General features: G+C 63.6%; 17 protein-coding genes and 1 pseudogene. 8 read left to right on the top strand and 10 right to left on the bottom strand.

Features of this window, described 5'->3' with window-relative positions:
* Window positions 1-199: 199 nt before the first annotated feature.
* The 3 genes from VN004_RS21355 to ndk all read right to left on the bottom strand — a co-directional run bounded on the left by VN004_RS21355 (window position 200) and on the right by ndk (window position 3,685).
* Window positions 200-2,302, bottom strand: a complete 2,103-nt coding sequence (locus VN004_RS21355) for a molybdopterin oxidoreductase family protein (protein WP_325614193.1) — start codon at window positions 2,300-2,302, stop codon at window positions 200-202.
* Window positions 2,303-2,349: 47 nt separating this feature from the next.
* Complete coding sequence (locus tag VN004_RS21350; protein WP_414710379.1) at window positions 2,350-3,150, bottom strand: TerC family protein; 801 nt, start codon at window positions 3,148-3,150, stop codon at window positions 2,350-2,352.
* Window positions 3,151-3,262: 112 nt separating this feature from the next.
* A complete protein-coding gene (gene ndk / locus VN004_RS21345) occupies window positions 3,263-3,685 on the bottom strand; it encodes a nucleoside-diphosphate kinase (protein WP_325614191.1) in 423 nt (140 codons plus the stop codon).
* 237 nt (window positions 3,686-3,922) lie between these two features.
* Between ndk and VN004_RS21340 the strand changes: the two genes are divergently transcribed.
* Together VN004_RS21340 and VN004_RS21335 are read left to right on the top strand one after the other, a co-directional pair.
* A complete protein-coding gene (locus VN004_RS21340; protein WP_325614190.1) occupies window positions 3,923-4,120 on the top strand; it encodes a hypothetical protein in 198 nt (65 codons plus the stop codon).
* A 223-nt stretch (window positions 4,121-4,343) separates the two neighbouring features.
* Entirely contained in the window at window positions 4,344-4,571 is a 228-nt protein-coding gene (locus VN004_RS21335; protein WP_325614189.1) for a hypothetical protein, read from the top strand.
* A gap of 92 nt (window positions 4,572-4,663) precedes the next feature.
* Here VN004_RS21335 and VN004_RS21330 read toward each other — a convergent pair whose 3' ends face one another.
* Both VN004_RS21330 and VN004_RS21325 read right to left on the bottom strand, forming a co-directional pair.
* Window positions 4,664-5,449, bottom strand: coding sequence for a cyclase family protein (locus VN004_RS21330; protein ID WP_325614188.1), 786 nt, complete (start codon window positions 5,447-5,449; stop codon window positions 4,664-4,666).
* 90 nt (window positions 5,450-5,539) lie between these two features.
* Window positions 5,540-5,854: a hypothetical protein gene (locus VN004_RS21325; RefSeq protein ID WP_325614187.1), complete on the bottom strand. Its 315-nt coding sequence runs from the start codon at window positions 5,852-5,854 to the stop codon at window positions 5,540-5,542.
* A 110-nt stretch (window positions 5,855-5,964) separates the two neighbouring features.
* Between VN004_RS21325 and VN004_RS21320 the strand changes: the two genes are divergently transcribed.
* The gene (locus tag VN004_RS21320) at window positions 5,965-7,845 is read left to right on the top strand and encodes an ABC-F family ATP-binding cassette domain-containing protein (protein WP_325614186.1); all 1,881 of its coding nucleotides are present in this window, start codon (window positions 5,965-5,967) and stop codon (window positions 7,843-7,845) included.
* Between the two features lie 40 nt (window positions 7,846-7,885).
* Here the strand turns inward: VN004_RS21320 and VN004_RS21315 are convergent, their stop codons facing one another.
* The 5 genes from VN004_RS21315 to VN004_RS21295 all read right to left on the bottom strand — a co-directional run bounded on the left by VN004_RS21315 (window position 7,886) and on the right by VN004_RS21295 (window position 13,285).
* Window positions 7,886-8,869: a tripartite tricarboxylate transporter substrate binding protein gene (locus VN004_RS21315; RefSeq protein ID WP_325614185.1), complete on the bottom strand. Its 984-nt coding sequence runs from the start codon at window positions 8,867-8,869 to the stop codon at window positions 7,886-7,888.
* Between the two features lie 309 nt (window positions 8,870-9,178).
* Window positions 9,179-9,748, bottom strand: a complete 570-nt coding sequence (locus VN004_RS21310) for a hypothetical protein (protein ID WP_325614184.1) — start codon at window positions 9,746-9,748, stop codon at window positions 9,179-9,181.
* A gap of 184 nt (window positions 9,749-9,932) precedes the next feature.
* On the bottom strand, window positions 9,933-10,385 hold the full coding sequence (locus VN004_RS21305) for a DNA polymerase III subunit chi (protein WP_325614183.1): 453 nt from the start codon (window positions 10,383-10,385) through the stop codon (window positions 9,933-9,935).
* Window positions 10,382-11,767 carry a S10 family peptidase gene (locus tag VN004_RS21300; RefSeq protein ID WP_325614182.1) on the bottom strand — a complete coding sequence of 462 codons (1,386 nt, stop codon included), beginning with the start codon at window positions 11,765-11,767 and terminating at the stop codon, window positions 10,382-10,384. Before VN004_RS21300 ends, VN004_RS21305 begins: the two co-directional genes overlap by 4 nt.
* Before the next feature lie 21 nt (window positions 11,768-11,788).
* Complete coding sequence (locus VN004_RS21295; protein ID WP_325614181.1) at window positions 11,789-13,285, bottom strand: leucyl aminopeptidase; 1,497 nt, start codon at window positions 13,283-13,285, stop codon at window positions 11,789-11,791.
* Between the two features lie 342 nt (window positions 13,286-13,627).
* Here VN004_RS21295 and lptF point away from each other — a divergent pair, with 342 nt between their 5' ends.
* The 5 genes and pseudogenes from lptF to pdxA form a co-directional block, all read left to right on the top strand.
* The gene (gene lptF, locus VN004_RS21290) at window positions 13,628-14,947 is read left to right on the top strand and encodes an LPS export ABC transporter permease LptF (protein WP_325614180.1); all 1,320 of its coding nucleotides are present in this window, start codon (window positions 13,628-13,630) and stop codon (window positions 14,945-14,947) included.
* A gap of 8 nt (window positions 14,948-14,955) precedes the next feature.
* Window positions 14,956-16,047, top strand: coding sequence for an LPS export ABC transporter permease LptG (gene lptG, locus VN004_RS21285; RefSeq protein ID WP_325614179.1), 1,092 nt, complete (start codon window positions 14,956-14,958; stop codon window positions 16,045-16,047).
* Window positions 16,047-18,530 carry an LPS-assembly protein LptD gene (locus VN004_RS21280; protein WP_325614178.1) on the top strand — a complete coding sequence of 828 codons (2,484 nt, stop codon included), beginning with the start codon at window positions 16,047-16,049 and terminating at the stop codon, window positions 18,528-18,530. Before lptG ends, VN004_RS21280 begins: the two co-directional genes overlap by 1 nt.
* Before the next feature lie 83 nt (window positions 18,531-18,613).
* Window positions 18,614-19,507, top strand: coding sequence for a peptidylprolyl isomerase (locus VN004_RS21275; protein WP_325614177.1), 894 nt, complete (start codon window positions 18,614-18,616; stop codon window positions 19,505-19,507).
* Window position 19,508: 1 nt separating this feature from the next.
* Window positions 19,509-19,801 (top strand): annotated as a pseudogene (gene pdxA, locus VN004_RS21270) (4-hydroxythreonine-4-phosphate dehydrogenase); the annotation flags it as partial.

Raw genomic sequence — 19,801 nt, 5'->3', positions numbered from 1 at the left:
TAGCAAGACAAGGTCCGCTTGCTGCCGTCATTGTTAATGTTCGCATCGCTCAAACGGACGAACTTTGCGTAAATGCTGCAAAACGGAAAAGCAGTCGGGCGTCTAGACGATTTAGGATGAGGTGGAATTCCATCGCCCGTTTTCTTGTCACGCCCGGTCTTCTATCAGCACGCAAACGCGGAAACTTGCCCTGCCGCAATCAGGGCTGCCACCGCTTGACCCAGACCCGATTGTCGTGGAACGCCGCACCGCCATAGGGCGCGATCGCGTCGGCGCCGGTCAGCGAATTGATGCCGCAGCCGTCTTCGTAGGCAGAGTTGGGCCAGATCGATTCCGCGATCACCACGCCACGCCGGACGCCACCGAACAGTTTCGCGTGCAGCCTCACGGTGCCGCGCCTGTTGCCGACCGCGATGCGCGCGCCATCCGCGATGCCAAGAGGCGCCGCGTCGTCGGGATGGATCATCAGCGTCGGCCGCCCTTCCCGTTTCACCGAGGCCTCTGTCTCGTTGAATGTCGAATTGAGGAATTGCCGCGCCGGCGAGGTCGCAAGCCGGAATGGATGCTCCGCATCCGCCTCCTCCGTCACTGCCCAGTGGTCTGGCAACTTCGGCATTTCATCCACGGGACCGGCAGTCCAAGGCGACTTGAACGGCACCGTCGGCCAGTCCGGCTTGAACCGGAATTTGCCGTCCGGCCATTTGAAGCCGTCGAGATAATGCGCCTTCTCGAAAGGCGGCTGGCAATCGATCCAGCGCTCGCGCTCCAGCCGGGCCAGATCGCCCCAGCCTGAATTCTTCAGCGTCCAGTCGATGATCTCGCGCGGCGACATCTCGAAACCGGGATGCGTGACACCGAGGCGCTTCGCGAGTCCGCACAGGACATCGTGATTGCTGCGGCATTCACCCGGCGGATCGATCAGCTTCGGTCCGAGCAGAATGTATTGGCTGCCGCCCGCTTGATAGAGATCGTCGTGCTCCATGAACATGGTCGCGGGCAAGACGATGTCGGCCATCGCCGCGGTCTCGGTCATGAATTGCTCGTGGACGCACACGAACAGGTCCTCGCGCGCGAAGCCGCGCTTGACGACATTCTGATCGGGCGCAACCGAAACCGGATTGGTGTTCTGGATCAGCAAGGCCGTCACCGGCGGCCCGCCGAACAAGGCATCGGCATCGCCATCAAGGATCGCACCGATCCGCGACTGATCGAGCATGCGCACCGAAGGGTCGATCAGTTCGGGCGCCTCGATCAGCCCCTTGTTCCAGTGATAGATCGCCCCGTTATTGTGAAACGCACCGCCGCCTTCGTATTGCCAGGCGCCGGTCACGGCAGGGATGCAGCTCGCGGCATGCATGTTGACCGCGCCGTTGCGAGAGCGCGAGAAGCCGTAGCCCAGCCGGAAGAACGCGCGCTTGTTTTCTCTGACGAGGCGCGCAAATTCCTCGATGGTTTCGACCGGACAGCCGGTGATCGCCGACGCCCATTGCGGCGTCCGTGTCCTGACATGCGCCTCAAGCTCGCGCGGCGCATCGGTGTAGCGGTCGAGATAGTCCCAGTCGGCCGCGCCATCGCGGAACAGGCAATGCATGATGGCGCAGGCGAGCGCGCCGTCCGTTCCCGGCTTGACCAGCACCGGCAGGTCGGCCTGCTCCATCGTGCCGTTCATGTAGATGTCGACGGCGACGATCTTCGCGCCGCGCTCTTTGCGGGCGCGCGTCGCATGGGTCATGACGTTGACTTGGGTGGAGACCGGATTGGTGCCCCAGATCACCACGAGGTCGGATTTCGCCATTTCCCGCGGATCGGCGCCGGCGAGCTTTCCGGTACCCGCAATGAACCCGGTCCAGGCGGGATTGACGCAGATCGTGGTCTGAAAGCCGGAATATTTCTTCGCGTGGCGCAGCCGGTTGATGCCGTCGCGCATCACGAGGCCCATGGTCCCGGCATAGAAATACGGCCACACCGTCTCGGCGCCGTAGCGCGCCTCTGCCTTGAGGAATTCCTCCGCGACGATGTCGAGCGCATCGTCCCAGCCGATGTCCTCGAACGCGCCCTCGCCCTTGGCGCCCTTGCGCCGCAGCGGCCTCGTCAACCGGTCGGGATGATGGATGCGGTCGGCGTAACGGGCGACCTTCGCGCAGACGACACCGGCCGTATAGGCGTTGTCATCGGCGCCGCGTACCCGCCCGATGCGCACTCCATCATGGACCTCGACTTCGAGGGCGCATGTCGACGGGCAATCGTGCGGACAGGCCGAAGCCCTGATAGCAAGCGAAGGGGCGGGATGATGGATGTTCATCCCGCCCCTTCTAGCATTATTCAACCGCTTCGCCGAACCGGGTTCGGTCAGTGCTTGTGCGGAAATTCCTCGGGTCCGGGCGGATCGACCACCAGCGGCGCCTCGAGCATCTTCTTGTGCTTGTACTGCCGCAGCCAGTAGCCCATCAGCACCACGAAGGCCGCGCCGACCCCCGCCGCCCAGTAATGCAGCACATGCACCTGGTCAGGCGTCAGGACCCACTCGAGCGCCGGATCTTTCACCATGATGTCGCCGGCGACCCAGCCGAGCAGCGCTGCGCCGGCCCACACGAGGATCGGGAACCGGTCGAGCAGCGACATCAGCAGCGCCGAACCCGCGACGATCAGCGGGATCGACGTCACGAGACCGAAGATGATGAGCACGGTCTTGATCGTCGAGGCATGCGCCAGATCGACCACCGCCGCGGCCGATTCAGCCGCCGCCGCAATCGCGATCACGTTGTCGAGGCTCATGACGATGTCGGCCACCGCCACGATCCGCACCGCGCGCCAGAGATTGTCGGCCGCCGTGATCTTGCCCTCGCCGTGATCGTCTTCGGGCACGACCAGCTTGACCGCGACCCACAACAGCAGAACGCCGCCGATCAGCTTCAGGAACGGATATTCCATCGCCTGTGCCACGACCAGCGTGAACACAATGCGCAGGATCACCGCAACGCCGGCGCCGAGGATCATGCCCCAGAAGCGCTCGCGCGGCGGCAGCATCCGGCAGGCCAGCGCGATCACGACCGCGTTGTCGCCGGACAAAATGATGTTGATTCCGATAATCTTGCCCGCGGCGACCCAAAAGGCCCCCGAGAACAAGTCCGCCCACAGCGCTTCCACCAACTACCCCTGTGTCTAAACCGGTATTATGTATTTCTACGACCGTAGAGATACAGGGGCAACTGGGTCTAGATGTCTCAGCCTCTCGGCTGAGAGCGGGACGTGTTGGCCGGATTCAGCCAACAATTTCGTTCCCGGAGAAGAACTGGGCGATTTCCTTCGCCGCGGTTTCGGGAGCGTCGGATCCGTGGACCGAGTTCTCCCCAACCGATTTCGCGTAAAGCTTGCGGATCGTACCTTCGGCGGCCTTGGAAGGATCGGTGGCGCCCATGATCTCGCGATATTTGGCGATGGCATTCTCGCCTTCCAGCACCTGGACCACCACCGGACCCGAGGTCATGAACTCGACGAGTTCGCCGAAAAACGGACGCTCGCGGTGGACCCCGTAAAAGGTCTCGGCCTCGGCCTTCGACATGCGGATGCGCTTCTGCGCGACGATCCGCAGCCCCGCCTTCTCGATGACCGCATTGATCGCGCCGGTCAGGTTACGCGCCGTGGCGTCCGGCTTGAGAATCGAAAAGGTGCGCTCGATCGCCATGAATGACGTTCCTTCGAATGATCTGGAAACAGGCCCGGAATGGGTGCGAGCGGGCTTATAACCATGCGCCCGAACCGCGGCAAGGCGGCCCCGCGACCTCCCGCCGCATCCTTGCAATTCCGTAAGGCTATGACCGCACGGGCCTTTTCGGCCTGACCGGGGCTCGAACCTTTTCGCGGCCAGGCGCGACAGACGGACAGGATGTGACCCCCACATCCGTCACAGGAGACAGACACCATGTTCCGTAAGACCCTGCTTGGCCTGGCTGCCGGTGCCGCGCTCGTGACTGCTGCGCTCGCCCCGTCCGCCGCGTCGGCCCATTACTACGGCGGTTATGGCTATTACGGCTATAACTACTACAAGCCCTATTACGGCTACCGTTACTACAAGCCGTATTACGGCCACCGGAGCTACTACCGGTCCTATTACTACTAAGCACGTGCGCCTTGCAGGCGTCGTGTTGACCCGGCCTCGCAGCGAGGCCGGGTTTTTTCTTTTCTCGACCTGTGCGCCTGACCCATCCGCACCCCATTTCTCATGCACAACATGTCGCAGCTTTCATTGCGCAAGTTTAACGCATGACCGCGAACGGTATCGCCTGATGCGACGACAGACCTGCACAGGATGCCACCGTGCATCCAGAAAGGGAGATTTGAAAATGCTTCGCATCACTGCAATCGCGCTCGCCGCTGTCGCCACCGTCGGCATCGCGTCGCTCGCCTCACCCACGCCGGCCGCCGCACATGGCTGGAAGGGCCACCACCATCATCACTGGCACGGCCACCACTTCCACGCCCGCCCGATCTACGCGGGTTGCTGGCGCAAGGTGTGGATCGAGCTGCCCTATGGCGGCGGCTTCTTCAGGACCATCAACGTCTGCCGCTGATCTGACCTGATCCGTGCGGACATCATGCCGGGAGGCAGAGAGCCCCGGATCCCGAAAGGGACCGGGGCTTCTCGCATTCAGATGCAGCGCGATCAGACGAGCGCGATCAATCGCACCAGCCCGCCGGTCGCATCCTTGACCTTGGGGGCGCCGACGACGAGCGTCGCACCGGCCGCGGGGACCTGATCGAGATTGGCGACATTCTCCAATCCCCAGCGTCCTGACGGTAGCCACAGGTAGTGCGTCTTGAAATCCTTCGACGCGCCGTGATCGAGCGACAATGTATCGACCGCGATGCCCGCGACCTTGCGTTCGCTCATCAGCCACTGCGCCGCGTCCGGTGAGAAGCCGGGGAAGTGAAACGAACCGGCGGCGTCCTTGCCGGTGAACCTGGCATGATCGGCCACGTAGCGGCCCCATCCGGAATACATCGCGACGCAGGCATTGTCCGGGATGCGGCCATGCTTCGCCTCGTAGCCTTCGAGATCGCGTCGCGACAGCTGGTAGTCGGTGTCTTTCGACGCGGCCTCGGTCACATCGACGACCGCAAGCGGCACCACAAACGATGCGACATCAATCCGGTCGGCCGTGGCGCCATTCTCGGAAAAGTGGATCGGCGCATCGAGATGCGTGCCGGCATGCTCCATGAGCTGCCAGACATAGGCGTTGAAGCCATCCTTCTTCAGTTCGGCCTGCCGCTTCATTTCAATGCCCGGCACGCCGAAGAATGTCGGGAAGTCCGGCGACATGGTGTGGGTCAGATCCACCGCGCGGCGAAAGCTGCGCTCCTGCGCCGTGGCCGGTGATACGGCGGTGGCCGCGAATGCGCTCGCCGCAGCGCCTGTGAAAAATCCGCGCCGGCTCAGGGCCGCACGCACCGCCTGCTCACATCCCGGAACGCACATGGCTTAACTCCGTTGGCGCGTAATGAGCCTAGCGGCAAAGCATCGCGCGCTGCTGCGTGCCGTTCAAGCGGCATGCACGCGCGGGCGTCCATTCGTGCGAGGAAAGATCGATGCGGGGAGGAAGCCGTCAGGGCGAGAGCGACGCAGCGCCTGGGCAACCCGAAAAAGCATTCGGCCCGGGGGAAGTCTCCGCCCGGGCCGATGTAAACTCATTACTTCTTTTTCTTCTTCGCAGCTTTTTTCTTCTTGGCTTTCTTCGCCATAGCGTCCTCGTTCAGGTTTGAGGTGAAACGCCACTCGAGCAGCCAGAGGCTTGCCCCGCATCAATTTCCAGTGATTCGCGAAAAGAGTCACTGTCATCCCGTCGGGTTCGATCATCCCCGCTATTCTTTTCCTCATCGAAATCGCTTTTCCGACTGGCCGGGTCGCAAGAATCGCCTGTGCCGCCCCGGTTGATCTCGCGGACGCGATTGGCCACAACGCGCCGCATGCTGATCATCGACCACCTGACGGTCCGCGTCGCCGGACGCCTGCTCCTTGACGACGCCTCGGTCCGGGTCCCGGCCGGCAGCCGCACCGGCCTTGTCGGCCGCAACGGCACCGGCAAGACCACCCTCTTCAACGTCATCACCGGCGATCTCGCCGCTGAATCGGGCAGCCTGACCATTCGGTCCCGCGCGCGTGTCGGACGCCTTCTGCAGGAAGCGCCGAGCGGGCCGGACAGTTTGCTCGATGTGGTGCTCGCCGCCGACCGCGAACGCTCTGCTCTCCTCGCCGAGGCCGAGCATGCCAGCGATGCCGACAGGATCGCCGAGATCCATACGCGGTTGTCTGACATCGACGCGCATGCCGCTCCGGCGCGCGCGGCGGCCATCCTGTCGGGCCTTGGCTTCTCGACCGCCGACCAGGCGCGTGCGGTCTCGGAATTCTCCGGCGGCTGGCGAATGCGGGTGGCGCTTGCCGCAACGCTGTTCGTGCAGCCGGACCTCCTCCTCCTCGACGAGCCGACCAACTATCTCGACCTTGAAGGCACGCTGTGGCTCGAGGATCACCTCGCGCGCTATCCGCACACCGTGATCGTCATCAGCCACGACCGCGACCTGCTCGACAACGCGGTCGATTCCATCCTGCATCTGGAGAACGGCAAGCTCACTTTCTATCGCGGTGGCTATTCCTCGTTCGAGCGTCAGCGCCGCGAGCGGCAGATGCTCGACGCAAAATTCGCCAAGAAGCAGGAAGCGCAGCGCAAGCACCTGCAGGCCTTCGTCGACCGCTTCCGCGCCAAGGCGACCAAGGCGCGGCAGGCGCAGTCGCGCCTGAAGATGCTGGCGAAGCTCGAACCGCCGTCAGCGATGGTCAATGACGAGGTCCGGCCGATCGTCCTGCCTGCGCCGGACAAGACCTTGTCGCCGCCGATCATCGCGCTCGACGGCGTGTCGGTCGGCTACGAACCGGGCAAGCCGGTGCTGCGCAACCTGTCGCTTCGCATCGATGACGACGATCGCATTGCGCTCCTGGGCGCCAACGGCAACGGCAAGTCCACATTGGTCAAGCTGCTCGCCGATCGCCTTGCCCCGATGAGCGGACGCATCACCCGCGCCGACAAATTGCGGATCGCCTATTTCGCCCAGCATCAGCTCGACGAGCTGCGGCCCAAGGAGAGCGTCTATGATCATGTGCGGCGGCTGATGCCGGACGAGCCCGAAGCCAAGGTCCGCGCCAAGGCGGGCGCGATCGGCTTTTCCGCGCAGCGTGCCGATGCCGCGGTCGAAACGCTATCGGGCGGCGAGAAGGCGCGGCTCATGCTCGGCCTTGCCACCTTCGGCGGTCCGCACCTGATCATCCTCGACGAGCCGACAAACCATCTCGACATCGACAGCCGCGCGGCACTGATCGAGGCGATCAACGATTATCCGGGCGCGGTCGTCCTCGTGTCGCACGATCGCTATCTCCTGGAAGCCTGCGTCGACCGGCTCTGGATCGTGCGTAGCGGCGGGGTCGCGCCCTATGACGGCGATCTCGACGATTACCGCCGTCTGATCCTGTCGGGCGAGAGCAGCGACACCCGGAAATCCGCGGCCGAAAAGGATGCTGCGCCGAAAGCCGGTGTCGAGAGCCGCAGGAACTCCGCGCAGAAGCGCTCGGAGCTCGCGGCCTTGCGCAAGCGTGTCAGCGCCGCGGAGGCGCTGACACGAAAGCTGTCCGCGCAAATCGAGCAATTTGACGCGACGCTCGCCACCCTGTTTGCGAGCGATCCGGCGAAGGCAGGCCAGCTCGCCAGGGAGCGTGCGGAAGCTGCCGCCAGGCTGGCCGAGGCCGAGGACGAATGGCTCGAGGCCAGCGCCGAGCTTGAAGCGGCATCAGGCTAAAGCGGGTTGCGAGCCGGCGAAGACCGGCCCGCCGCCACCTTTATTGCTGGATCTTCGCGTCCTTGATGACCTTCGCCCACAAATCGAGTTCGGACTTGATGCGTTTGGCGGCTTCGGCGGGCGTCGTGCCGAGCGGCGAGAAGCCGAGCGCGTCGAGCTTTTGCACCACCTCGGGCGTATTCACCGCTTTGACGATCTCCTGCTGCAGCTTGTCCACGATCGGCTTCGGCGTGCCGGCCGGAGCGAGCGCGAGCAGGATGGTTTCGGTTTCCTGACCGGGCAATCCTGCCTCGGTCATCGTCGGAACATCCGGCAAGGCAGAAACCCGCTTCGGCCCGACAATGGCGAGCGCACGCAGCGTGCCAGCCTTGACCAGCGGAATGGCGGGCGGCAAGGCCGCGAACACAATCGGCGTGTGTCCGGCAACAGCCGATTGCAAGGCCGGACCACCGCCCGCGAAGGGCACATGCACGATGTCGAGACCGTAGGCCTGCTTGAACATCTCGCCCTGCAGATGCGGCGTCGAGCCGACGCCGGCTGACGCATAGCTGTGCGTGCCCGGCGCTTTCTTCACCATGTCGATCAGGTCCTTCACGGAATTGACCGGCTGGCCGGGATGGATCGCGAGAATGCTCGGCGATGCGCTGATAATCGTGATCGGCTCGAAACCGCCGACCGCATCGTAAGGCACCTTCTGCAATCCGGGATTGATCAGGAAACTCGAACTGGTGAGAAGGATCGTGTAACCGTCGGGCGGCAGCGACTGCACCAGCGCGGCGCCGATATTGCCGGCGGCGCCCGGCCGGTTCTCGACAAAGAAGTTCTGTCCGGTGCTGTCGGACAATTTCTGCGCAAGCATGCGTCCGACCACATCGGCGACGCCGCCGGGCGGAAACGGCAAGAGAATGCGAACCTGTCGGTTGGGATAATCCGATCCCGGTGCAGCATTCTGACTCTGTGCGTGACCTGAATTCGCTGCCAGCATCAGCGCAGCCGCGAGCGCCGCACGAAAAACCGCTTTCATCTCGAACGTCCTTCAACAAACCCGACCGGGCATCTTCCGAACATCACGCGCGCGACAAGGTCACGCGCATGACAGCTTGGCGTGCACGACTTAACGTGTACGACTTAAGCGTACGACTTAAGCGCACGGCAAAGTGCAAATGTTGAGCCAATCCCATGCGCGGCTTTCAGGCGGCGCATTCGCCCGACCGAAGGCCGAGCGTATCAAACGTGGGGCAAATGCAAACGCCCACTAACGGCAGGTGGCGGGAAGTTCCGGCTCAGCCCTGACGTGTGAACGGTCCCCGCTCCGGCGGCGGCACCATCCGGCCTATTGCTGGCCACCACGCAACGGCACGGCCTTCGACTGGCTCGCGGTCTTCTTCGATTTGGACGGGCGTGTCGGCTTTGCGGGGGCCGGTACATCGACGCGTTCGATCGTCACCAGCCGACCGCCCCGGAAGCGGTAGAAGCCGGGCCAGGCGCCGCGTGTCACCGTCATGGTCGTAACCCGCTCGGTGCCCTCGGCGCCGATATTGAACGTGTCGGGAGACCCGGTCCGCTCCATCACCTGACATTCGGTCATCCCGAGGCCAACGCCGCCGGTCACGGCCGGCAGTTGCCCGGTTCCGGCAAGCGCGCGGTCCGCGTCAGGTGAAGCGGGCGCCACGCCGTCGGTCGCCGGAGGTGCGGCGCAGGAGCCGTCGGGATTGATCAGGTCAGCTTGCGTGATGGCGCGCGTCGCCTGCGCGCGCGCCTGGTTGCCCTTCGCCCATTCCGGCGTTGCAAAAATTTCGGACACCTTGGTGTTCGGCTGCGCCGGATCGGACGCCGCACAGGCCGACAGCAGCAACAGCGCGGCCAACGGCCCGGCCGCAGCCGTCAGATGTCTGGAAAGCACGCAAATCTGCACGAAAAACCCCCGGCTCGATCTTTCAAGCGAGCGAACCCGGATTGTAAGACGTCACGATGGCAGCGATCAACGCGTGCTCACCTGATCGCGGCGATCGTTGTTAACGCCCGATCCGGGCCCGAAGACGCTGCTTTTTCCTGTAGATTAAGGCGAGAGCCGGGCAGCCCTCGCCTCACGCTTTCTGCACCCAGCGGCCGCTGTCATCGGGCTGCCAGTAACTTGCATCATGACCCTGCGCCTTGGCCTGCAACCATTGCTCGCGAGCACGCGCCACCAGATCGTCGTCGGTGCCGTCGAAGATCAGGACCAGGCGTTCGTATTGCGACATGTCATCCGGAAACGCCGCACCGTCGATGAGAAAGCGCACCGTCGCGTTGTTGGCATTGCCTGAATCGGCGGTCAGCAGGATCGGTTGCTCAGCCGGGTCCGGCCCGCGCGACGTTCCGTGCGGCAGGAAGCTGTCGTCGCGATAGGTCCAAAGATGCGCGTCGAGCGCCTCGACGCGCTCCTCCGAGGCGGCCTGAACCACGACACGCCAGCCTCGCTGCAGCGAAACCTCGAGCAGTTGCGGCAGCACCCGTTCGAGGCGCTGTTCCAGCAGGTGATAGAAGCGGATTTCCGTCATCGCGGTTTTGTCAGCGAAGCGAAGAAGGCTTCCGCATCGCGCCTGAACTCAACGCGCGAGGCGTCGCGGGAATAGAACATGTGACCGCCGCGATATTGGCGCTGCTCAATGCGGCCGTCAAAACGGGGAAGCTGCGCAAGGATCAGCATGCTCTCGAAATACGGCGTCTGCAGATCGGAATAGCCGTGAGCAACCATCACGCGCAGCCCGCGATCGAGCGCAAGCATCTTGCGAAGCGCGGTTACCGATTCCGGCATGCCGTGTCCGTCGCTCCAGTGCCAGTTTTCGAAAACAACCTCGCTGGACACCACGTATGGGAGCGACGGCGCCTTGCCGTCACTCCGCAGCAGGGTCGCCATCGCGGCGGTCAGCGGCGCCTTCATTCCGGCCAGAAACGGGTCCGAAAAATCCGGACGCGGTTGCGACGGATCGGGATCGTCCCCGGTCACCGCCGGGTCGTATGATGATGTGAGCTTGCCGCTCTGCCGCGCGGCCTCGCGCGCAAACAAATCCTCGGTCACCCGTCCCTGCACCGCTTCGACCACGGACCGCTTGAGCCCGGTGATGGCGACGACGCGATCGATCAGACGCTGCAACGCCTCATGATCGCCGGTCCCCTTGAGATAATCGTCGACGAATGTGGTGCGGGCATAATCCTGAACGGCGACAAGGCCTTGCGCATCGAACGCGCCCTCCTTTTCCATCCGCGCGGCGGCGAAGGACGGCAGCAAGGTCATCAGGGCGAGTGGCGAGGTGCGCGCGTGATAGCGCCAGCCATAGTCGAGGACGGGCGAGACCAGCACCATCCCGTTGATCGCGATGCCATGGCGCCGGTGCAGGGCTTCCACGATGCGCGGCACGCGCAAGCCGCCATAGCTCTGCCCGACCAGCACCTTGAGCGCACCGGCGCGGTCCGACTTTCGGAGCCATGAAGCGATGGCGTCCGACAGCAATGCGACATCGCCGTCGACCGACCAGACGCGCTCGCGTGTCCTGGCGTCGTCGATGACGAGACGTCCGAGACCGGTGCCGGGCGGATCGACGAAGACGAGATCGGTGAAGGCGAGCCAGCTCTCGTCGTTCGGCAAGAGCGGCCGCCGGTCGGATGCAGCGCCCTCGAACGCGATGCGCTTCGGGCCGAGCGCGCCGAGATTGAGATAGGCGGACGATGAGCCGGGACCGCCGCCGATGACGAAAGTCACCGGCCGCGTGGCGTCCGCTTTCGCCGAACGCATGAAGGAAACGACACCGGCTTGCGCATCGACACGCCCGCTGTCGTTGCGCACGGCGATGCGCTCGGCGCGCGCCGGTTCGGCATGCGTTTCCGCGGCGAGCGCAAACAGCAGCGTCGCCAGAAGGACCGCGATGAAGCCGTACCTCATCGCGTCACCCTTCGCGTGGCGTTACTTTTCGTATGAATCGGCCACCAGCCGGTCGAGCAGGCGCACGCCAAAGCCGGATCCCCAGCTCTTGTTGATGTCGGACTGCGGCGATCCCATGCCGGTGCCGGCAATGTCGAGATGCGCCCACGGGATCTTGTCGACGAAGCGCTGCAGGAATTGCGCGGCGGTGATCGCGCCGCCCATCCGGCCGCCGGTATTCTTCATGTCGGCGAATTTCGAATCGATCTGCTTGTCGTATTCGGGTCCGAGCGGCATGCGCCAGACGCGCTCGCCGGTGAGCTTGCCGGCTTCGGCGAGCCTTTCGGCGAGCTTGTCGTCATTGGAGAACAGGCCGGCATATTCATGGCCGAGCGAGACGATGATGGCGCCGGTCAGCGTCGCCAAATCCACCATGAATTCAGGCTTGTAGGTCTTTCCGACATACCAGAGCACGTCGGCGAGGACGAGGCGTCCCTCGGCATCGGTATTGATGATCTCGATGGTCTGGCCGGACATCGAGGTGACGATATCACCCGGCCGCTGCGCATTGCCGTCGGGCATGTTCTCGACAAGGCCGATCGCACCGATGGCATTCACCTTTGCCTTGCGCGCGGCGAGCGTGTGCATCAGTCCGACCACGCAGGCCGCGCCCGCCATGTCGCCCTTCATGTCCTCCATGCCGGCCGCGGGCTTGATCGAAATGCCGCCGGTGTCGAAACACACACCCTTGCCGATGAAGGCGAGCGGCTTTGCGCCCTTCTTGCCGCCGTTCCAGCGCATCACGACGACCCTGCTTTCGCGGATCGAGCCCTGTCCGACGCCGAGCAAGGCATTCATCTTCAGGCGGGTGAGCGCCTTCTTGTCCAGCACCTCGACCTCGACGCCGAGTTTCTTCAGCGTCGTCGCACGGCGCGCGAATTCTTCCGGGTACAGCACATTGGCCGGTTCGTTGACGAGGTCACGAGCCATCACCACGCCTTCGGCGATCGCCTCGCGCGAAGCGAAGGCCTTGCGCGCCTTGTCGGGCGCGTCGACGCAGACCGTCAGGCGCCGCTGCTTGGGCGCGTCTTCGTCGGATTTTTTCTTGGTCTTGTAGCGGTCGAAGGAATAGGCCCGCAGCGCCGCGCCAAGCGCGATATCCGCGGCCTGGTCCGGAGTGAGCGGCCCAGAAGGAAACTCCGCGACGATCGTGACCTCGCCTGCACTCGCCGGCGCGCGTCCGAATGCGCTGCCGCCGAGCTTGACCTTGTCGTCCGGCTTCGCCTCGGCATCCGCCCCGACGCCGACCACGATCAGCCGCGCCACCTTGAGGCCCTGCGGGGCGACGAGGTCCAGGGACGATCCGCTCTTGCCCTTGAAGCGGTCCGCCGCCGCGGCCCGCGCCACGAGATCGGCCACCGGTTTCAGCAGCGCCTGGGTGGCCGGCCCGAATTTGAGATTCGGCCCCGCGAAAACCAGCAGGACGCCCTCATCCGGCGCCGAATAGGATGAGAAGCCAATTTTGAGAGCGCCAGCCATGGTTTCGCAATCCTGTCCGTGTGTTTCGCCTCAGATGGAGGTCCTTATGCCCCAATCGGCCCGCCGCCCCAAATCCGGCTTCATGGGCCGGTCTCATCTGGCGCTGCCGGGGTAATACGCCCGGTTAACCATAATGGAACCTGACCGGCTGCGGCGACGTGATCCAGAAGACACAGAAGCCCAAATCTTGCGCCCGGATTAACTTTTTTCGATGCATTTTCAACAGCTTTGCCTTGGCTGGGCCACGATGTGAATCGATCATGAATGCGTGACCGGATGCGGCTGGGGGTAGCTGTCCGGGAGCCGAGGTCCCCACCGGGATCGCGGACGGTATGAGGGGGAATGTCGAGCCGCATGGCTTCGTTTGGGTCGGGATCGCAGAAGCTGCCGGGGTTTGGGCTGCGCTGGCCGCGCTTGCCCGCTCGCTGGCCGCGCCTTGAGTTCCGGCTTCCCAAGATTCCGGGCGTCAGCGCCATCGACCGCTACATCTTCGGCACGACCTTCAGCGCCTTCGCCATCGTGCTGTTCAGCCTGACCTCGGTCATCTGGATCACCCAGGCCCTCCGCGACATCGACCTGATGACCAGCCGCGGTCAGACGGTGCTGGTGTTCCTCGGCATCACCGGCCTGATCATACCGATGCTGGTGCTGGTCATTGCGCCGATCGCGCTGATGATCGCCGTGATGCACGCGATCGGCCGGCTCTCGAACGATTCCGAGCTGATCGTCATGAATGCCGCCGGCATGTCGCCATGGGCGCTGTTTCGGCCCTTTCTGATCCTGTCGGTGTTCGTCAGCGCCATCATGACCCTGATCGGCAGCTGGCTCGGTCCGCTCGGCCTGCAGACACTCCACGCCTGGGCCAATGAAGTGCGCGCCGACCTTGTCACCAATGTCGTGCAGCCGGGCCGCTTCAACGGTTTCGAGCGCGGCCTCGTGTTCCACATTCGCGAACGCCAGCCGAACGGCTTGCTGCTCGGCGTCTTCGTCGACGACCGCAGGTCTCCCAAGGAGCGCGCGACCTTCCTCGCCGAACAAGGGACCGTGGTGAAGGACGAGCGCGGCACCTTCCTCGTGCTCGAAACCGGCAGCGTGCAGCGGCTCGAATTGCCGCAGCGGAACAGAAACCAACCCGAGCCGGTCAAGCCGAAAGATCCGACGATCGTGAAGTTCGAGCGCTATGCCCTCGATCTCGAACAGGCCAATTCCAATTCAGCCCAGCAACGCGCGTCGGCGCGCGATCGCTTCCTCTGGGAACTGATCGACAACGATCCGGAGAAGAGCAAGCTGCTCCCCGGCCAGGTTCGCGCCGAATTGCATGATCGCATCTTCGCACCGCTTTATCCGATCGTGTTCACGATCATCACCTTTGCCTATCTCGGTGCGCCGCGAACCACCCGGCAAGGACGCACCATGTCCGTTGTCGGCGCCTCGCTCGCCATCGCCGCAATCCGCCTGATGGGCTTCGTGGTGATCGTGCTGTGCGTGCGCTACCCGTGGGTGCTGGCGCTGCAATACCTGTTGCTTGCGGTTGCGACGGGATTGGGCCTCTACGCCATTCACCGCGGGCTCGAGATTGAGCCGCCCGCCTTCGTCCTCAACGCCGTCGATGCCATCAGCGCGCAATTGGCGCGGCTGAAGCCGGCCACGGCGTCAACCTGACGGAGTCGGTGTTGCGCGTATCGCTCACTCTCGGCCGATATTTCGGGATGCGGTTCCTGGTAACCGTTCTATCCGTATTCTGCGGCGTGATATTCCTTGTCGCCTTGCTCGATTCGGTCGAGCTTCTGCGCCGGACTTCGAATAACGAGAATGCAACTGCCCTCGCCGTCTTCAAGCTCTCCTTCTTCCGGGTCCCGATCATTGCCGAACGCATCATGCCGTTCTGCGCGTTGATTGGTGCGATGTCCTGCTATCTCGGCCTGTCGCGGCGAAACGAACTCGTGGTGGCGCGGGCCGCGGGCGTGTCGGCCTGGCAATTTACCGCGCCCGCGATCCTGATCGCGCTGGTGCTCGGGGTCCTCGCCACCGTGGTCTATAATCCGGTGGCCGCCGCGCTGCAGGAGCGCTCCAAGCGCTTCGAGATCGAGATCTTCGGCCAGCGCGAATTCGGCCAGCAGGAATCCGGCTTCTGGGTCCGTCAAAAGAGCCCGGACGGGCAATCGATTATCAATGCGGAGAAGAGCCGCCAGCAAGGGTTGCGGCTCGACCGGGTCACGATCTTCACGTTCGACCATGACGGCCGCTATCAGGCGCGAATCGAGGCACGGACCGCGAATCTGCGGGACGGGGCCTGGCAGCTGAGCGATGCCCGCGTCTACCCGAGCAATGCGCCGCCTTCGGTTCACGAAATCTACGATCTCAAGACCAACCTGTCGCGCGAGCAGGTTCGCGAGAATTTCGCCACGCCGGAAACCCTGACGGTCTGGGAATTGCCAGAATACATCCGACTCGCGGAAAATGCCGGGGTCAGCGCGGCGTCCTATAAACTGCAGTACCAGAAGTTGTTGTCCCGTCCCTTCCTGCTCGCATCGATGGTATTGCTGGCGGCCGCGTTCAGCCTGCGCTTCGCCCGCATGGGTGGCGTGCAAAAGATGGTGCTGGGCGGCGTTTTGTCCGGATTTTTGCTCTATGTCCTCTCGAAGATTACCGAGGATATGAGTAAGACAGAGCTGTTGTCGCCGCTGACGGCGGCTTGGGCGCCAGTGCTCATTGGGGGACTGACGGGGTTCTTGGTGTTGCTTTATCAGGAAGACGGGTAATGGCGTTGCGTAATCCATCCCGTCCCGGATCGATCGGCCGCGCCGTGTCTGTCGCGGCAACGACGTGTATTGCCGTGGCCCTGCTCGGGCTCACGACGGTCACGCCTGCCCAGGCCCAGACGGATTTCTTCAGGTACCCGGACCGCGCGCCGATGAAGCCGCCGGCCTTCGACCGCAATGCGGTCAAGAAGGGCGACAAGCAGATGCTCGTCCAGGCGGACGAGGTCCAATACGACCACGTCAACCACCGCGTCAGCGCGGTCGGCAACGTCCAGATCTATTACGATGGCTCGACCATCGAGGCCGACCGCCTCGTCTACAATCAGGAGACCAAGCGGCTGCGCGCCGAGGGCAATGTCCGGCTCACCGAGCCGGGCGGCAATATCACCTACGGCGAGATCCTTGAGCTCAACGACGATTATCGCGACGGCTTCGTCGATTCGATGCGGGTCGAGACCCCCGATCAGACGCGCTTTGCCGCTGCCCGCGTGGAGCGAAGCGAAGGCCGCTATTCGGTCCTGCAAAGCGGCGTCTATACCGCGTGCGAGCCGTGTAAGACCGACCCGCGCAAGCCGCCGCTATGGCAGGTCAAGGGCGCGCGCATCATCCACGACGATCAGGAGAAGATGATCTATTTCGAGCAGGGCACGTTCGAGCTGTTCGGATTACCGATCGCCTACTTCCCCTATATGTCGACACCGGACCCGACGGTGAAGCGCAAGAGCGGCTGGCTGATGCCGTTCCTGTCGAACAGCACGAAGCTCGGCTTCACCGCACAGGTCCCCTATTTCTGGGCACTGGCGCCGAATTACGACCTGACGCTGATCCCCTCTTATTCGACCAAGCAAGGGCCGTTCATGTCGGCCGAATTCCGCCATCGGCTGCTGAACGGCGCCTACTCGATCCGCGCGAGCGGCATCAAGCAGATGGACATGAACGAGTTCATGCGGGCCGACGGCGTTCCGACGCCGGGCTATCGTGAATGGCGCGGCGCGATCGAATCGAACGGCCAGTTCGGGCTGAACCGGCGCTGGGTGTGGGGCTGGGACGCGCTGCTGATCTCGGACAAGACCTTCTATCAGGACTATCCGGTCCAGACCTTTACCAAGCGCGTCAACAGCCTGTTCCAGGACAACAACATGGAAGGGCTGTCGCAGCTTTACCTCGTGGGTCGCGGCAACCGGTCCTATTTCGACGCCCGCACCATGTATTTCTACGGGTTCTCGGAATTCGACGACCAGAAGCAACTGCCTGTGGTCCATCCTGTGATCGACTACACCTATGTGGTCGGCCAGCCGGTGCTTGGGGGTGAGCTCGGCTTCCGCTTCAATCTGACGAGCGTGTCGCGCAACACCGCCGATTTCGACGCCATCAACAATACCGCGGCGTTGGGCAATTATTGCGGACTCCAGACCGCCGATCCGGCGATCAAGAACACCAACAATTGCGTGCTGCGTGGCGCCCCCGGCAGCTACTCGCGCTTGTCCGCGGAAACGACCTGGAAGCGGACCGTGACCGATCCGCTCGGTCAGGTGTTCACGCCCTTCGTTTCGCTGCGCGCCGATGTCGCCTCGGTGAATATTTCGAACCAGCCGGGCGTTTCGAACTTCATCGAAACCAAGGACTCCGGCGAGTTCCGCGGCATGCCGGTCGCCGGCCTCGAATACCGCTACCCCTTCATCAACATTCAGCCGTGGGGCACGACGACCGTCGAGCCGATCGCGCAGGTCATCGCGCGTCCCAACGAAACCAAGATCGGCAAGCTGCCGAACGAGGACGCACAGAGCTTCGTGTTCGACGACGGCAACCTGTTCCGTGTCGACAAGTTCTCGGGATGGGATCGCGTCGAGGGCGGCGGCCGCGCGAATTATGGCGTGCAGCTCAACACGCAGTTCAATCAGGGCGGCTTCATCAATATCCTGTTCGGGCAGTCCTACCAGCTGTTCGGTACGAACTCCTTCGCCGTGGGCGATGCGGCGAATACCGGCCTGAACAGCGGTCTCGATACCCGCAGGTCCGATTACGTGGCCCGCGTCGCCTATCAGCCCGACCGCATCTTCACCTTCACCACGCGCTATCGGTTCGACGAGCAGAACTTCGAGATGCGCCGGTTCGAGCTGGAGGGGCGTGCCGATTTCGACCGCATCTCGCTGCAGGCGCTCTACGGCAATTACGACAAGCAGCCGGAACTCGGGTTCCTGACCCGCCGCGAAGGCATCCTGGGCGGCGCGTCCTGGAAGTTCACCGACAACTGGGCGGTCATCGCGGCGGCACGCTACGACATCGATGCCTCGAGTTTCGATCAGACGAGGCTCGGTCTCGGATATATCGACGATTGCCTTATCTTGGCCCTGAATTACATCACGAGTTACACCTATAGCGGCAACCCGACGAAGGACCATCGTCTGATGCTGCAGATGAGCCTGCGGACGCTCGGCAACACCTCCTTCACGACCGGCACATCGGGCCTCGGCGGGTTGTAGGCCGGAGCGCTGCTGCGGCGCCGCCCACATTTTGGGACCGATTGATGATGCATGACCGACGGGCAGGAACGGCTGGCTTTCGCTTGATTCCCGGCGCTTTCGCGCTGGCGATCTGCGCCACCGTCCTGGCTTCGCCCGCCGAGGCCCAGATCGTTCTGTATGTGACCGGCCAGCCGATCACGGCCTATGACATCGAACAACGCAGCAAGCTTGTCGGACTCGCGGGCAAGCCCAAGAGCCGCAAGGAGGTCATCGACGAATTGATCGATGACAAGGTGAAGATCCTCGCGGCCAAGCGCTACAATTTTGAGATGAGCAATGCCGACATCGACAGCGCCTTCAGCACGATGGCGCGCAATGCCGGCATGACGGCCGAGCAGTTCGGCAAGATGCTGGAAAGCCGCGGGGTTCATCCGAACACGCTCAAGGCGCGTCTCAAGGCCGACCTGACCTGGAACCAGATCGTTCGCGGCAGGTTCGGGCAGCAGCTCACCCCCTCGGAGAAGGATATCTTCGAGGCGGAAATGAAAAGCGATCAAAAGGAGACCGGCGTCGAATATACGCTTCACCCGATCACCTTCGTCGTGCCGCGCGGCTCCTCGGCCAACGTTGTCGAAGCGCGTCGCCGCGAAGCCGAAGCGCTTCGCCAACGCTTCCAGTCCTGCTCGACCGGCCTGCCCTTCGCGCGCGCGCTCCGCGAAGTCGTCGTCCGCGCGCCGATCCGCCGCAATTCGGCCGACCTCAGTCCGGCGCTGCGCGAAATCCTCGCCAAGGTGGATGTCGGCAGGGTGACCCCGCCGGAAGTCACCGAAGGCGGTGTCGAAGTGTTCGCCTTGTGCGACAAGAAGGAAACCAATTCGGACTCCCCGACCAAGCGGAAAGTCCGTGACGAAATCTTCCAGAAGCGATTCCAGTCCCGCGCCGACCAGTATCTGAAGGAATTACGGGCGCAGGCCATGATCGAATACAAGCAATGACATGCGCGCGCTGGCGCTGACCATCGGCGAGCCGGCCGGCATCGGCTGTGATATCGCGCTCGCCGCCTGGTCGATGCGGCGCGAGCGCGATGTGCCCGCCTTCTATCTGATCGCCGATCCCGACCACGTGGCGGCGCGTGCGCAGCAGATCGGGATCGCCGTTCCCCTCGCGAATGTCTCTCCCGAAGACGCCGGCGCGACGTTCGAGACCGCCCTCCCCGTGGTGCCGATCGAGGAACGCGCCACTGCGGCGCCGGGCCATCCGGACGGATCGAGCGCCGCGGTCTCGATCGC

The organism is Pseudorhodoplanes sp. (assembly GCF_035565855.1).
Classification (GTDB): Bacteria; Pseudomonadota; Alphaproteobacteria; order Rhizobiales; family Xanthobacteraceae; genus Pseudorhodoplanes.
This window is presented reverse-complemented; position numbering and strand designations above follow the sequence as displayed.